This window comes from Micromonospora sp. NPDC048894, assembly GCF_040649765.1.
GTDB lineage: Bacteria > Actinomycetota > Actinomycetes > Mycobacteriales > Micromonosporaceae > Micromonospora > Micromonospora antibiotica.
On record NZ_JBEZFY010000001.1, the window covers coordinates 362,434 to 377,473 of the forward strand.

Below are 15,040 nucleotides of genomic sequence, written 5' to 3' on the forward strand. Positions count from 1 at the left end.
CCCGGTCAGTCGACCAGCGCCACGTACAGCGGGCTGCCCAGCAGCACGGTCATGCCGGGCCGCCCGTCGAGTTCCGGGTACGGGCTGGGCCCGTGGAGCAGCCGCTTGGCGAGGAACTCGACGTTCTGCGTGGGCCCACGCAGGCGGGTGCCGGCCTGGTGCACCGAGGCCAGCGCCGCCACCTCGGCCGCGTCCGGCTCGTCCGCCGCGTCGTGCGCAGTGCCCGGCACCGGTGCGGCCTCGTCGTCGACGAGCCCGGCGAGCAGCGCCGGCATCGTGGACGATCCCATGGGCCCACGCCCGGTGGACTCGGCCGCCGGGGCCGCGCCGACGAGGTGGAACGGTGACCCGCCGAGGCCGACGATGGTGTCGTCGGTGCGGCCACCGAAGTAGACGAGCGACAGCTCACCAGTGGTCGGGACGATGCCCCACCGCATCGGCAGCAACCCCCGGAAGAACTGCCCCGGCTCGTCCACGGAACCGACGTCGGCGTGCTCGTCCAGGTAGCGGGTGACCCGCTCCAGGCGGGCCAACCGGTCGGTGCCCGGGTTCTCGACGCTGCGTTTCACCCCGACGACGGTGAGGTTCACGCTGAACTCGGCGGCCCGCCTGCGCTGGTGACCCGGGTCGATCTGGGACAGCAGCATGTCCACCTTGGCGTCGCTGACGTAGAGGTAGTAACGAAAACTCACGGTCACTCCCTGACGACGCGGCCCGACCCCCGAGGTTACCGTCCGCGACCAACCGATGGTTGTCCCGTGTGTCGGGGGGTGCCAGGCTCGAACCATGCGGTGGCGTCCCGGGGACCGGATTCTGGATCTCTACGAAGTGCTCGACGAGCCCCTCGCCGGTGGCATGGGTCTGGTCTACCGGGTCCGGCACCCGGGCTGGGACACCGACCTCGCCGTCAAGGTGCCGCGCCCCGAGCAACTGACCACCGAGGCGCAGCGTGCCCGCTTCGAAGCCGAGGCGGGCACCTGGGTCGGGCTGGGCCTGCACCCCCACGTGGTCAGCTGCGCGTACGTGCGCCGGGTCGACGGGCTGCCCTGCGTGTTCGCCGAGTGGGTCGCCGGTGGATCGTTGGACCAGGTGGTCCGGGCCGGGCGACTGCACGAGGAGCCGGACGGCGGGTTCCTCGCCCGGGCGCTCGACCTCGCGGTGCAGTCGGCGTGGGGCATCGACCACGCCCACCAGCAGGGCCTCATCCACCAGGACGTCAAACCCGCGAACATCATGGTCGGCCTCGACGGCGCCTGGACGGCGAAGGTCACCGACTTCGGGCTGGCCGGTGCCCGCGCCGCCGTGGACGGGGCCACCGGTGCCGCAGCGGACGTCAGCCTGGGTGCGAGTTTCGGCGGCATGACCCCCGCCTACTGCTCACCCGAGCAGGCCGAGGCGGCGGCCGGTGCGCGGGTGACCCTCACCCGGGCCACCGACGTCTGGTCGTGGGCGCTGTGCGTGTGGGAGACGTTCGCCGGTCACCGTCCCTGCCGTTACGGTCAGGCGGCACGGGAGACCTTCGCCGAATACCTGGCGGCGGGGGAGACCTGGCCTGCGGCGCAGCCGATGCCGCCGGGGATCGTCGACCTGCTCCGGCGGTGCTTCGACGTCGACCCGTCGACCCGCCCCCGCCGCCTCGCCGACCTGGCCACCGAGGTCGCCGGGGTGTACGCGGACGCGCTGGGCGTCCGCTATCCACGGGTGCGGCCGTCGGCGGCGGGCCTGCTCGCCGGCAGCCTGTCCAACCAGGCGCTCTCGCTACTCGACCTCGACCGGCCGGCGGAGTCGGAACAGCTGTGGCGCTCCGCCGTCGACACCGACCCGCACCATCCTGGTGCGGTCTACAACTGGGCGCTGTACCGGTGGCGGCAGGGCCGGATCACCGACGAACAGGTGCTGGCGGAGCTGCTGGCGGCACGGGAGATCGCCGGGGAGAACTGGCGGGCCGACCATCTGCTGGGGTTCGTACACGCCGAACGGGGTGACGATGCGGCGGCCCGGCCGCTGCTGGCCGCCGCGCCCGCCGGCCCCGAGATCACCGAGGTGACCGCCGCCCTGGCCCGGCGCGGGACGCAGCCCGGGTCGCCGCGGTTGTCCGGCCACCGGGGCCGGGTGACCGCCGTCGCCGTCGACGGGAACGGTCGGGTGGCGGTCACCGGCGGCAGGGACGGCAGCCTCCGGACGTGGTCGCTGACCGGGCAGCCGGTGGGCACCGAACTCGGTGCGGACTCAACCGGTGCCGAGGTCACGGCCCTGACGGTCGACCGGGACGGCCGGGCCGCGCTCGTCGCCCGCAAGGGGGGCCCGGTCGAGTGCTGGGACCTGGCGCGGGACAGGTGCGTCCGGGTGCCGTCCGACCAGCGGGCGGCGGTGACCGCACTGGCGCTCACCGCCTCGGGCACGGCCGCCATCGGGTACGACAACGGTCGGATCGAGGTACGGGACACGGCTGACGGGCGGCTGCGGCGCACCCTGGAGCACCCGCCGAGCACCCACCAGAACCTGGACGCGGCGGGCCGGATCCTGCCGGAGATCCAGGAGAGCCCCGCGGCGGTCACCGTGCTGGGCCTGAGCGAGGACGGCGCGGTCGCGGTGTCGGGGGCGCCCCCGGACGGCAGTGTGGTGGTCTGGGAGGTCGACACCGGACGGTGGCTGCACCGCCTGGTCAAGTCCGCCGACATGCGGATGACCGGGGTAAACCAGGTTGCGTTGGGCGGGTCCGGCAGATACGCCCTGCTGATCGGGCACCAGACACGGGTGGCGCACCTGTGGGAGACCCGACCTAACCGGGTTCGGGGTCCGGTGCCGAGCACCCTGAACCGGCACTCGACGATCGTGCTCAGCGGCGACGGCGAACGGGCGGCCTCCATCGGGTTCGGCAGTGCCAACCAACCGGCACGGATCTGGGAGACGGATTCCGGTCGGTGCCTGCGTACCGTCGCCACGCGTACCGACGGGCTGCCACCGGAGCTGGTCGGTCTGCTCTCGCTCACCTGTGTGGCGATCAGCGGCGACGGCACGCTGGTCGTGGTCGGGGACGAGTACGGGGGGCTGCACGTCCACCGGTTGCCCCGCCCCGACCTGCGGGCGCCGTGGAGCTACGAGCGGCCCCTGGCGGCGCGGGCGGTGCTGGCGGCCGAGGAGCAGGTCCGGCAACGGATCGCCCGGGCGGAGGCGCTCGTCCGGGAGGGCCGGACGGCCGACGCCGCCGGGCAGCTACGGGCCGCCCGCGACCTGGTCGGGTTCGAGCGTCACCCGGAGCTGCGGGACCGGTGGGAGCGGTTGGGGCGGACGGCGGGCGGGCGGGCCGCACCCCTGGGCATCTGGCAGCGCTACGAACTGCGCGGCGGCAACTTCACCTTCGTGGCCGGGCTGGAGCCGGCGCTCAGTGTCGACGGGGAGCTGGCGGTGACGGGTGGCGCCGACGGCCTGATCCGGGTGTGGGAGCTGCCGACCGGCCAGCAACGGCACACCTTCGCGGAGCGGGTGGGCAAGACGCACACCCTCGTGCTCTCCGCCGATGCCCGGCTCGCGGTCAGCGCGGACTGGGCCGGGACCGCCCACCTGTGGGACCTGACGGCCGGCCGGCGGCAGGCGGAGCTGCACGGCGACCACGGGGTGGTGCGGGCGGTCGCCCTGGACGGTGCGGGGCGGTACGCGATCGTCGGTGACGCCGAGGGGAACCTGTGCCTGTGGAGCCTGTACCGGTTCCACCTGAGCCGCACGATGGTGGCGCACCAGGGGCCGGTGGGGGCGGTCCGACTCAGCGACGACGGTCGGTACGCCGCGTCGGCCGGCGCGGAGGACCGGACGTGCCGGCTGTGGCGTACGGGCACCGGCAGCCCGGTGCTCACGGTCCCCGTCGGGTTCGGACGGACGACGCTGCGGTTCACCCCGGACGGCCGGCAGCTCCTGGTCAACTCGGCGAGGGAACTGACCGCGTGGGACGTGCACACCGGCCGCCAACGGTACGTCCTGCCGAGCCGGGGCGACGCCGTGGCGGTGAGCCGGGACGGACGGGTCGGGCTCGTCCCCGCGTACGACGGGTCGTACGGGCGGGTGGTGTCGGTGTGGGAGCCGGCGACCGGGCGGGTGCTGTGCGAACTCGCCTCCGAGGCGGACGTGTTCGACGTCAGCCCGGACGGGCGGCACGCGGTGACCGCCGACGCGGACCGTACGCTGCGCATCTGGGACGTGCGGACGGGGCGGCGCGTGCACACGTGCGACGGTCATCCGGAGCCGGTGACGTCCGTGGCGTTCACGGCGGACGGCCGGAGCCTGGTGTCGATGGACGACCGACCGGCGATCCGGCGGTGGGAGCTGGACTGGGACTACGACTTCACGGGCTGACCCGCAACCGGGCCGAGCCGAGCCGGGTGCTGAGCCCACCTCCCGCCACGGGCTCCATCAGCTGGTCGTCGTACGCCGCCGCGCGCAGCGCTTCGTCGTGGGCGGCCCGCTGCTTGCGGGAGAACCGGCTGCGGTCGACCGCGAGGTCCGCCACGACCGGCGGGACGAGATCCCGGAACTCCTGCGGCAGGCCGGCGGTGTTGCGTTCGTAGTGGGGATCGTCGGGGTAGCTCAGCGTCAGGGTGATCGGTGGCTCGCCGCGTAGCCGACCGCCCAGGGCGCGCAGGGAACCGGCGAGGAACTCCAGGGCGATCTTGATGTCCACCGACAACCCGACGTTGTTGGAGTCCGGCTGGTATACGGGTGGGACGTCCTCGGGCACCACGAACCGTACGGTGACCCGCTTGGCGGGCAACTCCAGCAGCAGGCGGGGCCAGGGTCCGCCGCCCTCGATGGTGACGTCGACCCGCTGGGGATCGACGGACAGGCGCAGGCTGAGCCAGTCGATCATCGCCAGGGCCTCGGGCGGCAGGTCGTCCTGACGGTACGGGCCCCGGCTGCGGGTCCGCAGCGCGCTCGCGTGCATGGTGGTCAGCACGCGTGCCCCGGTGCTGTCGACCTCCAGGGCGAGCGGGTGGACCGCCAGGTCCCGCATGACGCGCACGACCGCGCCGATCAGCACTGATGGTGCCGCAGCGGTGGCCATCGCCTGCCCTTCCGTTGGGTGTGTGACAGGTTTCGCACCGTGACGGACAGTGTCGCACATGAATGTGTTCGGCGCTGTCGCCCGGACGCCGACCGGGGTACGCGGTGAGCCGCCCGCCCGCCCGCCGGGCGCCGCGGCGGATCGTCGACCCGAGCGGGATCAACGCGGGTCGACGGGTGCGCCCGGTCCTTTCTGGATGGTGTGGCCTGGCTATTGTCAGCAGTGATCCATCGAGGGATCTCTTTTGCACGGGGAGAGCAGATGATGTCTTGGCGCCTTCGCGCGCTTTCCGCCACCGTGGCAGCTGCCGCGGTGGCCCTGTCGATCACCACTGCGGGCGGGGCGGCAACGGCCGCCGGGCCCGTCCTGGAGATCACGTCGATCGCCTTCGACCGGCCGCAGGTCGACGTCACCCAGGACTACGCCGTGGTCGACCTGACGTGGACGATCACCGACCGGGCGGCCAGGGCCCAGCGCGTCAACGGCGCGGTCGAGCTGCGCCAGTTCGCCGGAGACGAGCAGGTCGGCCAACCCCACACGGTCTCCTACGACCTGCTCGGGGGTCGTACGCAGGTCGGGGGCACCGGAACGGCCCAGCAGTCCACCTACGTCTACGAGTTCGTGGTGCCGCGTTACTCCGTCGCGGCCGAGACGGTCTGGCGGGTGACCAAGGTGACCATCGCCGACGACGTCGCCCATGCCCGTACGGTGCGCGACCCGGGCCCGGCGGCGTTGGCGGTGACCCAGCTCGTCGACTCCCAGGGTCCGGTGGCGGAGCAACTCTCCTTCGACTTCGGTCAGCCGAGCGGCTTCTACGATGACGGTTCCGGGGTGACGTTGCGCTACCGGGTGCAGGTCGTGGACGAGTCCGCCTTCAGGAAGGGCAAGCTCACGCTCGCCGGCCCGGGAGGTGCCCGGCTGACCTCCACGTTCCAGCTCGTCCAGAGCGGTTCGCAGTGGTCGTGCAACGGCGAGACGGTCTATGAGCCGACCTGGGCGTTCTGCCCCGTCTCGATCGTCGTGCCGGCCGGTTCACCGTCCGGCACGTGGCGGGTGGCCCGGCTCGACCTGACCGACAGTTGGGGCAACACCCGGACGGACACCTCGCCGCAGGGGCCCGAGCCGATCCAGGTCAGCCGCAACGACGTGGTCAGCGCGTCGGGCTTCGCGCTCGTCCCGGCGCAGGTGAACAACTGGCGGGGGCAGGCGACGACGTCGCTCAGCTTCACGCCGCACGGTGCGGTTGGTGGCCTGACCGCCGTCGACGTGGACCTGTCCTGGTGCTCCCAGCTGTCACACACCCCGACCGTGGGTGAGAACGGCGTGGTCTCGGTGGAGATCCGGGTGCCGGCGGGCTGGGCCAGCTCCTGCCGGATCGACGGGATCAAGCTGACCGACGGCGCGGGTAACGTCGCGTTCTACGGCACCACCTACGCTGCTCCCGAACTCGACCTCACCGTCACCCGGGTGCCGGACGAGAAGGCGCCGGTGGTGCTCTCGGCGAAGCTGCCCAAGGCGACCTGGACGTCCCAGGAGACCGCGGACGCCTGGGGCCTCGGCTTCGACGTCACGATCGAGGTCGACGAGTTCGCTCCGATCTCGTCGACCAGCGCGACGATCTACGACAGCACCGGAGCTTCGCGGGGCGGCATGTACGGGGGGCAGCACGACGACGGCACCGGTCTTCTCCACCTGGCGGTGTCGACCGGCCGGTTGGAACCGGGCCGGTACACGATCGGGTTCACGCTGGACGACCAGGCCGGAAACTCGAGTTCGTGGGGCTATCCGAACAATGCCGGCACCCCGCTTCCCGGCGGTCCGTTGACCCTGACCGTGGTCGCTGACTGACGGTCGGACGGACCGCCCCGGCCCGGGTCCTGCCGGAAACCGGAGGGCGACCCTGTCGCCGTGCCCCGATGTCGGGCCGACGCCACCTGGCGTCGGCCCGACGTCTTTTCGGGCACCCCGACGGGTTCGACCCCGGCCGATGACCCCCCGTCGGACGGCAACTACGCGTGACGTATCCTGTACGCGACTCTGGGTAATTGTTCAGGGTGATTTGCCAGTCTCGATCCTGTTATGTCATTGCAAGTTGTGATCAATCTTGACCTTCTTGATAAACGCTTCCTAAGGTCTCTTTTGGTCGCCGGCATGATCAGGAGAGAGAATCGATGGACGAGGTGTCCCTTTCCGATCGTCTGAGCGACCAGCTGAGGCGTTTGTGCGAGGCCAGCGGAATCAATGCGGCAGAACCGCTGGAACTGCTGGAAAGCCTGCTCGGGCCCGCCGGCCCGCAGCCGTTGTCGGCCCCGCCGCGTTGGCCGTCCAACATCGCCGACGATCACACTCCGGTGGAGTTCTCCATCGCCTTCAGCGGCACCGAACCGCCCACGGTGCGGATTCTCGGCGAGACGCTGGGAACGCCACCCGGCCGGTTGACCAACATGTTCGCCACCCGGCGGTTCCTCGACCGGCAGGCGCACCGCGCCGGACTCTCCACCACCCGGCTGGATTCGGTACGCGACCTGTTCGCCACGTACGACCCGCAGGGTGTCTTCGCCCTCTGGTGCTCACTGGTCTTCCGCAACGGACGACGCCCCGAGTTCAAGGTCTACCTCAATCCGGAACTCCGCGGGGTCGACCGGGCACCGGGCCTGGTCTCCGAGGCCCTGCACCGACTCGGCCTGGGCCGGTCCTACCGGGCGATGCTCGACCACGGCATTCGGCCGGGCGAACTGGGTCACCGGGACCGGCTGACGTTCTTCGCCCTCGACCTGCACGACGGTGCCCAGGCCCGGGTCAAGCTCTACCTGACCCACCACGACGCCGAGGTGTCCGACGTCGTCCGGGCGGCCGGCGTGGTCCACGACGTGGACGCGACCAACCTCGCCGAGTTCGCCGCACTGGCCGGGGGCGGCCGGACCCGGTTCGCCGGTCTCCCGCTGGTCGGCAGCTACACCCTGGTCGAGGGGGTCGACCGGCCCGTCGGCTACAGCCTCTACGTGCCGATCCGGGGCTACGTCCGGGACGACGAGGAGGCGTACGACCGGGTGGTGGCGGTGCTGGACCGCTACGGGTTCGACCGCACGGTGCTGGACCGGGCGCTCGCCGCGGTGGCCCGCCGGCCGCTACGCGACGGGGTCGGGCTGATCCCGCACCTGTCGTTGCGGTTGGGCGCCCCCCGCCCGGGGGTGACCGTCTACCTGTCCGCCGAGGCGTACCAGGTGAGTCCCCCGGTACGCCGACCGTCGACCGTGGACCTCGTGGCACTGGCGACCCCCACCGGCCGGGCCGGCGCTCGACACCCCTGATCCCCCAAGGAGCGAACCGTGGTCGTGGACCTGCACCAGATGTTGCCCCCGTACCGGATCAAGGTGGTCGAGCCGATCCCCTTCCTCAGCCCGCAGGAGCGGCGGGCGGCCCTCGCGGAGGCGGGATACAACCCGTTCAACCTGCGCGCCGACCAGATCACCGTCGACCTGCTGTCCGACTCCGGCACCGGGGCCACCTCGGCGGCGCAGGAGGCCGCCGCCGCGCTCGGCGACGAGTCGTACGCCGGGGCACGCTCCTGGTTCCGGTTCCGCGACGAGGTCCACGACCTCACCGGCTATCCGCACATCCTCCCCGTGCACCAGGGCCGGGCCGGCGAACGCGTGCTCTTCAGCGGCCTGCTCAAGCCCGGCCAGCTCTGCCTCAGCAACACCCACTTCGACACCACCCACGCCAACGTCGAGCTGGCCGGCGCGGAGCCACGGGACCTCCCCTGCCCGGCCGCGTTCGACCTCGACAGCCCGGCACCGTTCAAGGGCGACATCGACCTCGACGCGTTGGAACGTACCCTCACCGGGCCGGAACGCGACCGGGTCGGCCTGGTCCTGATGACCATCACCAACAACGGTCTCGGCGCGCAACCGGTGTCGATGGCCAACCTCACCGCCGTGCGGGACCTGTGCCGCCGCCACCGGGTGCCGTTCTTCCTGGACGCGGCCCGGTTCGCCGAGAACGCCTGGCTGGTCGGGCAGCGCGAGCCGGGCTACCAGGACTGGACGCCACGACAGATCGCCACCCACGCCTTCGGGCTCGCCGACGGCTGCGTGGTGAGCCTCAAGAAGGACGGCCTGTCGGCCATCGGCGGGCTCATCGGGCTACGCGACGACGACCTGCACGCCCGGTGCGAGGCCAACCTGATCGCCACCGAGGGCTTCTCCACCTACGGCGGGCTGGCCGGCCACGACCTCGAACGGCTCGCCCAGGGGCTACGCGAGGTGGTCGACCCCGGCTACCTGCGGGCCCGGGCCGCCTCCACCGCCCGAATGGCCCAGCTGATCAACGAAGCCGGGGTGGACACCGTCCAACCGGCGGGCATCCACGCCCTCTACCTCAACGCCGGCCGGCTGCTGCCGCACCTGTCGCCGCACGAGTTCCCCGGCCACGCCCTCGGCTGCCAGCTCTACCTCGACGGGGGCATCCGCTGCGCCGAACTGGGCTCGCTCTACCTCGGCGGGATGGACGACCGGCACCGGCTGGTCACCCCGGCCCCCTTCGAGCTGGTGCGCCTGGCCATCCCACGCCGGGTCTACACCGACACCCACCTCGAGTACGTGGCCGCCGTACTCGCCGACATCGCCAAGGAACCCGGGCGGGTCCCCGGCTACCGGGTGGTCTCGTCACCACCCCTGCTGCGTCACTTCAAGGTGCGGTTGACGCCGCTGACGGCGGCGGGCAGCGCCGACTGACCCCACCCGCGACGCTGCGGCTCCGGCCCGGGCCCCACGGCCCGGGCCGGCGTGCACCACCGCCCTGGCCGGCGGCACCACAGTCGTGGGTCGCCGCCCGGGTGGGTCGGAGGCCGCCGCCCGCCGCTCAGGCCGTGGCGGGCAACCGGGCCAGGGCGTGCCGCACCAACTCGATCAACGCCTGCTTGCTGGAGGCCCGGTCCCGCGCGTCACACCACAGCAGCGGCACGGTCTCGTCCAACTCCAGCGCGGCGCGGATCTCCTCCTCGGTGTAGGGACACTCACCGTAGAAGCGGTTGACGGCGGCGACGAAGGGGATACCCCGGCGCTCGAAGTAGTCGACCGCCGGGAAGCTGGTGCCGAGCCGGCGGGTGTCGACCAGCACGATCGCCCCCACCGCACCCTGCGCCAGCTCGTCCCAGATGAACCAGAACCGGTCCTGCCCCGGGGTGCCGAACAGGTAGAGCACCACGTCGTTGCTGATGGTGATCCGACCGAAGTCCAACGCGACAGTGGTGCTGGTCTTGCCCTCGACACCGGTGATGTCGTCGACACCGATGCTGGCCTGGGTGAGGACCTCCTCGGTGACCAGTGGCGGAATCTCGCTGACCGATCCGACCAGGGTCGTCTTGCCGGTGCCGAAGCCACCCGCCACGACGACCTTCACCGATTTCCGATCCACGTGTATCAGTCCCTCTTGTCTAGATCCGCTGGAGGCCGGCGAGTACCGTCTCCAGCAGCCACCGGTCGGCGATCTTTTCCTGTGCCGGCGAGCCGATGTCCAGAAAGCCCTGCTCGTGGAGCACGTCGACCATCACCTTGGTGATGGTGAGCGGACGGTGCAGGTAGGCGCCGATCTCGGCAATGGAGATCCAACCGGTGCACTGCTGGAGGATCTCCCGGTATTCCTGCTCCAGCCGGGTCTGGTCGGCCGGCAGGGCGATCACCTGGGTGGCCAGGTCGAGGCTGGTGTTACGGGGACTCGTCCGCCCGTTGACGAGGATGTAGAGCGGCACGAGCCGGCCGGCCTCCGCCTCGTCGTCGCCGTCCCACACGTCGTGGGTCACGATTTCAGTCCGGGTCGGTCGGCGAGCATCACGCCGTCGAGGCGGGCCTCGGAGCCGAGGTAGTCGCCGATCCGGGTCACCAGGCGACTCATCTCGTACGCGACGGTGCCCATGTCGACGGACTGCTCACAGAGCACCGCCAACCGGGCGTTCTGGCCGGCGGCGGCGACGAACAGCGTCCGTCCCTCGTACTCGATGATGACCTGCTGGACCGGGCCGCTGTCGAACCGTCGGCCCATCCCCGCCGCGATGCTGTGCAGGGACGACGCGCCGGCCGCCAGCAGTTCCCCGGCGTCCTGCGGGAGCGACGTGGACTTCTGCACGATCAGCCCGTCGGTGGACAGGACAACCGCGTAGACAACGTCAGGGACCTCTACCAGATCGTCCAGGATCCAGGTCAGATCGTTCTGCGGTGCCGAGTGGGTCATACTTTCCTGCCTTGGTCGTCTCTGCTGGCTGGATCTCCGTTTTTCGCCGCCCGACCAGCGGCCCAGGCCCGCTGGTATCTGGTGAACCGGTCCCTGGCCTCCTCGGGTGACCGCACGGCAGCCGGGGCCGCCTCGGACGCCGGTGCGGGCAGGCCCTCCTCGCGCAGCTCGGGAGCGAGATGCTGCTGCGGCCGTCGGTGCGGCAGGGGCGGCCGGTCGGCGACCTGGGGGCCGGACGCACCACTGCGGACCACACCACGCTGCGCCGGAACGTCGGTCATGATGCCCCCGATGCGGTCAGGCTGCCGGCCCCCGGCAGGATCGGCCGGTGCCTGCACCGACCCACCCGCCGCCGTGGCCACCATGGCGGCGGGCCGGGCCCCGGCGGCGGGGTGCAGCTCACGCCGGCCACCGCCGACCGGCAGCACCGCACCGACGCCGGGACGCGACATCGCCGTGGCGACCGTGCCGAGCGGCAGGACGCCCGGGTCGGTGCGGTCCAGGTCGGCGGGGAACGGGTCGGTGGCGATCACCCGGTCGGGCAGCAGCACGATCGCCAGCAGACCCCCGTACGCCGAAGCGCGCAGGCTCACCTGGACGCCGTCCCGCTTGGCCAGTTCCGCCACCACGTGCAGACCGACCTGCGCGCCGTCCTTGAGCGCCGTCACGTCCGGGGTCGGCGCGGTGGCCAACAGCTCGTTCGCCCGTTCCAGCGCGTCCGCCCGCATACCCACACCGGCGTCCTCGATCTCCACCGCGATGCCGCGCTTGACCTCGATGCAGGTGACCCAGACCGTGGTCTCCGGCGGGGAGAACGCCAACGCGTTGTCCAGCAACTCGGCCACCAGGTGGACGGTGCCGGCGACCGCCGGCCCCACCACCGCCACGTCGGGTGCGCTGCGCAACGTGATGCGCTGGTACTGCTGGGCCTCCGCGAAGGCCGCCAACAGCACCCGCCGGACCGGCACCGGGTTCTGGAAGCGGCGACCGATCTGGCCGCCGGCCAGGATGACGAGGTTCTCCAGGAAACGGCGGGTCTGGGTGAGCTGGTGGTTGATGTCGAACAGCTCCGCCAGCAGCTTCTCGTCACCGATCCGGTTCTGCAGATCCTCGATGACCTTCAGACCGCGTTGCAGCGGGCGTTGCGGACGGCGCGCGACACCCATCAGCATCGCGATGCCGGCCGCCCGGGTCTTCGCCTCGTCGACGGCAGCGCCCGCCGCCGCCTGCAACGAGCGGTTGATCACCTCGGCGACCCGACCGATCTCGTCACTGCCGTAATCCTGCAGGGGCAACTCGGCCGCCAGGTCGACCTTCTCCCGCCGGCGTAGCCGCTCCATCATGGCCGGTAGCTGCTTGTCGACCACCGACTCGGCGTCCCGGCCCAGCTGGGCCAGGCGGACCGACAGCGCCCGGTCCACCAGGATCTGCGACTGGCGGACCGCCCAGATGATCGCGGCGATGACGACGAGCAACGCGATCAGACTGCCCAGGGAAGCGGTCAGGAGCTGGGTGTTGCCGGTACGCAGCGTCCGGGCCGACACGGTGTCGGCCTGCACCACGGTCAGATTGATCAGATCGTCGGAGACCTGTCGGGTGAGGGTTTCCCACTGGGCCCGGTTGAACGACAGCGCGCGGGGCGCCCCGGAACGCCAGGGCCCATTGCTGACCAGCGCCTTTTCCGCCGCGACGAGTTGCTTCCAGGAGTCGCTCGCGGTGATCTCGGCATAGCGTCGGCGGGCCTGCGGTTCCAGGTGTGGCGCCACGTTGGTGAGGCCGGCGTGATAGGCCCCCACCAGGTTGGTGAAGTCGAGATGGTCCTCCGGGCTGAGGGTGCGCGCACCGAAAGCACCGTCAATGGTGGAACCGGCCCGCGACATCAGGTCACTGGCCCGGAACGCCTCGGTCGCGGCGATGCCACCCTGGGCGGCGATGACGTCCGGGACGATTCTCGCCTGCGTGTCGAAGAGGCCGGTCGCGGCGTCGAGCAGCCGGTTGTAGAAATCGTAGACACCCGTCCCGTTGGCGGACCGGGAATCGATGGTGCTCCGTACGCTGGCCATTTCGTCCAACAGACCGGCCAGCGTCTCCCACCGCGTCACGATCGAGTCCGGGGCGCTGGCCAGCGCCGAGTCGGCGGCGGGGCGCAGGGCCGCCAGCAGCTGGTCGGTCTGCTGCCGCTGCTCGATGAGCCTGCTCAGGTCCCGCGACGGCTGGGTCAGGTAGCTGACGCTCAGCCGCCGTTCCTGCTGGATCGACGACAACGCGGACACCGCCGGGATCGACACCTGCCGGACGCTGTTGGCGACCTGACGGTTGTAGAAGCCCTGGAAGATGAGATAGCCGGAGGCGACGAGCCAGACGACCAGGGCGACGACGCTGGGAATGAGCACCAGCCTGATCACGCGTCGTTTGATTGACTGCGGTCGACCGGCACGCCGACCCGATGTCGTCGGGGGGGCCTGATCGTCTGAGGCGCGGCGCGGGTCTTCGCGGTCGGCCTGTTTGTGCGCCAAGTCGTCGTATCCAATCCTGGTCAAGCCATAGACACCAGCGGTCCTGCGCCACTGGTCGACGCCGATGTGTGCCAACCCTACCGTCTATCCGGTCAGGCACCGGGCCACAATCCGGCGACTGTGGATGGTCGCGCCATTCGTACTGGTCAGACATTCGGTATGAGCCGTGGTCGATCACGCCCACCCGAATGACGTGACGTGTGTCACGGCAGCGGGGCGGAAGCCCGCCGGGAACGCCCGGCCGGAGCACCCCGCCGAATTTCTCCGGACACCGCGAAACCGGCGGACGGTCACCGGCGTCCAGTGTGTGCCGCGGTGCGATCACCGCTGGCGGGAAGCTCAGGTGGACGACCCCCGCGAACGACCGCGGGGCCGGGTGGAGGAGCACGGCATGGCGAAGGTGAAGTGGATTACCGGGATGGCGCTGCTGGTGTGCTCCGGGGCGCTGATGGCCTGCGGGGACACCACCGCCACGCCCACCGGGGCCGCGTCGGGCAGCGCCACGCCGTCGAGCACCGGCACGCCGTCCGCTGCCGCGACGCCCAGCGGCACGGCGCTGCCCGCCGACCCGGCGACGTCCCCGCCGACCCCGGCGCCGTCCAAGCCCACCGGGAAGCCGGCGGCCACGGCCGGCCCGGCCCCGGTGCTGTCGGGCAAGCGGGAGGTCACCATCGTCCGCGTGCAGTCGACCGAGTCCGGGGTGTCCCTGGACGGCGGCGCGCTGGTCGAGGTCGACGACGACAGCGGACGCCAGTTGTTCGTGCCGACGCCGGCCGGTGCCGGCAAATACCTGATCAAGTCGTACGGCAAGCGCGACAACCACCCCGCCAGCGACGACCCGGCCTGCTGGCAGGTGGTCAACCCGGCCAACGGCGGGTCGCTCACCGTCGAGGGGGCGGCCTGCAACCCCCGTAAGTCGGCCCAGCTGTTCACCATCGCGAGCGCGGGCAAGGGCGCGTACGCGATCAGCAACAACTCGGCGTTCCTCCAGTTCTCGCCGAGCCGTGGGCTGATCCTGGAGGAGTTGGGCGACGCGCCGCTGCGGAGCACGTTCCGGCTGGTCGACAACGGCCCGGCCCGTACCCCGGCCGGCGGCTGACCCGCGATCGGGAGACGGTGCCGGCGGGGCCGTCCGGCACGGCGAGGGGCGGCGTCCGGTCGACCGGACGCCGCCCCTCGCCGGCGGCCACGGCCGGCTCGGTCTGGCCACGGGGTCGGCCCGGCCTCGGGGTTGGCG

11 protein-coding genes are annotated in these 15,040 nt (G+C 71.6%); 5 read left to right on the plus strand and 6 right to left on the minus strand.

The window, feature by feature from the left end; translation table 11 throughout:
- Positions 1–5: 5 nt before the first annotated feature.
- Positions 6–692 carry an SAVMC3_10250 family protein gene (locus AB0C22_RS01730; RefSeq protein WP_219465691.1) on the minus strand — a complete coding sequence of 229 codons (687 nt, stop codon included), beginning with the start codon at positions 690–692 and terminating at the stop codon, positions 6–8.
- A gap of 94 nt (positions 693–786) precedes the next feature.
- On the opposite strand from AB0C22_RS01730, the gene AB0C22_RS01735 reads away from it, so the two are divergent.
- Entirely contained in the window at positions 787–4,350 is a 3,564-nt protein-coding gene (locus tag AB0C22_RS01735) for a protein kinase (RefSeq protein WP_357532907.1), read from the plus strand.
- On the opposite strand, the gene AB0C22_RS01740 is transcribed toward AB0C22_RS01735, so the two are convergent.
- Complete coding sequence (locus AB0C22_RS01740; protein WP_357532909.1) at positions 4,340–5,056, minus strand: hypothetical protein; 717 nt, start codon at positions 5,054–5,056, stop codon at positions 4,340–4,342. The genes AB0C22_RS01735 and AB0C22_RS01740 overlap by 11 nt on opposite strands.
- A 312-nt stretch (positions 5,057–5,368) precedes the next feature.
- Between AB0C22_RS01740 and AB0C22_RS01745 the strand changes: the two genes are divergently transcribed.
- The 3 genes from AB0C22_RS01745 (at position 5,369) to AB0C22_RS01755 (ending at position 9,792) form a co-directional block, all read left to right on the plus strand.
- The gene (locus AB0C22_RS01745) at positions 5,369–6,904 is read left to right on the plus strand and encodes a hypothetical protein (RefSeq protein WP_219465703.1); all 1,536 of its coding nucleotides are present in this window, start codon (positions 5,369–5,371) and stop codon (positions 6,902–6,904) included.
- Between the two features lie 323 nt (positions 6,905–7,227).
- Positions 7,228–8,367 carry a tryptophan dimethylallyltransferase family protein gene (locus tag AB0C22_RS01750; RefSeq protein WP_219465705.1) on the plus strand — a complete coding sequence of 380 codons (1,140 nt, stop codon included), beginning with the start codon at positions 7,228–7,230 and terminating at the stop codon, positions 8,365–8,367.
- Positions 8,368–8,385: 18 nt separating this feature from the next.
- On the plus strand, positions 8,386–9,792 hold the full coding sequence (locus AB0C22_RS01755) for a tryptophanase (RefSeq protein ID WP_357532912.1): 1,407 nt from the start codon (positions 8,386–8,388) through the stop codon (positions 9,790–9,792).
- A gap of 127 nt (positions 9,793–9,919) precedes the next feature.
- On the opposite strand, the gene AB0C22_RS01760 is transcribed toward AB0C22_RS01755, so the two are convergent.
- The 4 genes from AB0C22_RS01760 to AB0C22_RS01775 are packed head-to-tail and all read right to left on the minus strand — an operon-like array spanning position 9,920 to position 13,692.
- Positions 9,920–10,474, minus strand: a complete 555-nt coding sequence (locus AB0C22_RS01760) for an ATP/GTP-binding protein (RefSeq protein WP_307798960.1) — start codon at positions 10,472–10,474, stop codon at positions 9,920–9,922.
- Between the two features lie 19 nt (positions 10,475–10,493).
- Complete coding sequence (locus AB0C22_RS01765) at positions 10,494–10,859, minus strand: DUF742 domain-containing protein (RefSeq protein WP_208565425.1); 366 nt, start codon at positions 10,857–10,859, stop codon at positions 10,494–10,496.
- Complete coding sequence (locus AB0C22_RS01770) at positions 10,856–11,287, minus strand: roadblock/LC7 domain-containing protein (RefSeq protein WP_208565426.1); 432 nt, start codon at positions 11,285–11,287, stop codon at positions 10,856–10,858. Before AB0C22_RS01770 ends, AB0C22_RS01765 begins: the two co-directional genes overlap by 4 nt.
- Positions 11,284–13,692, minus strand: a complete 2,409-nt coding sequence (locus AB0C22_RS01775; RefSeq protein ID WP_357532914.1) for a nitrate- and nitrite sensing domain-containing protein — start codon at positions 13,690–13,692, stop codon at positions 11,284–11,286. Before AB0C22_RS01775 ends, AB0C22_RS01770 begins: the two co-directional genes overlap by 4 nt.
- 502 nt (positions 13,693–14,194) lie before the next feature.
- On the opposite strand from AB0C22_RS01775, the gene AB0C22_RS01780 reads away from it, so the two are divergent.
- A complete protein-coding gene (locus AB0C22_RS01780; protein ID WP_255597824.1) occupies positions 14,195–14,902 on the plus strand; it encodes a hypothetical protein in 708 nt (235 codons plus the stop codon).
- The last annotated feature ends 138 nt before the right edge of the window (positions 14,903–15,040 follow it).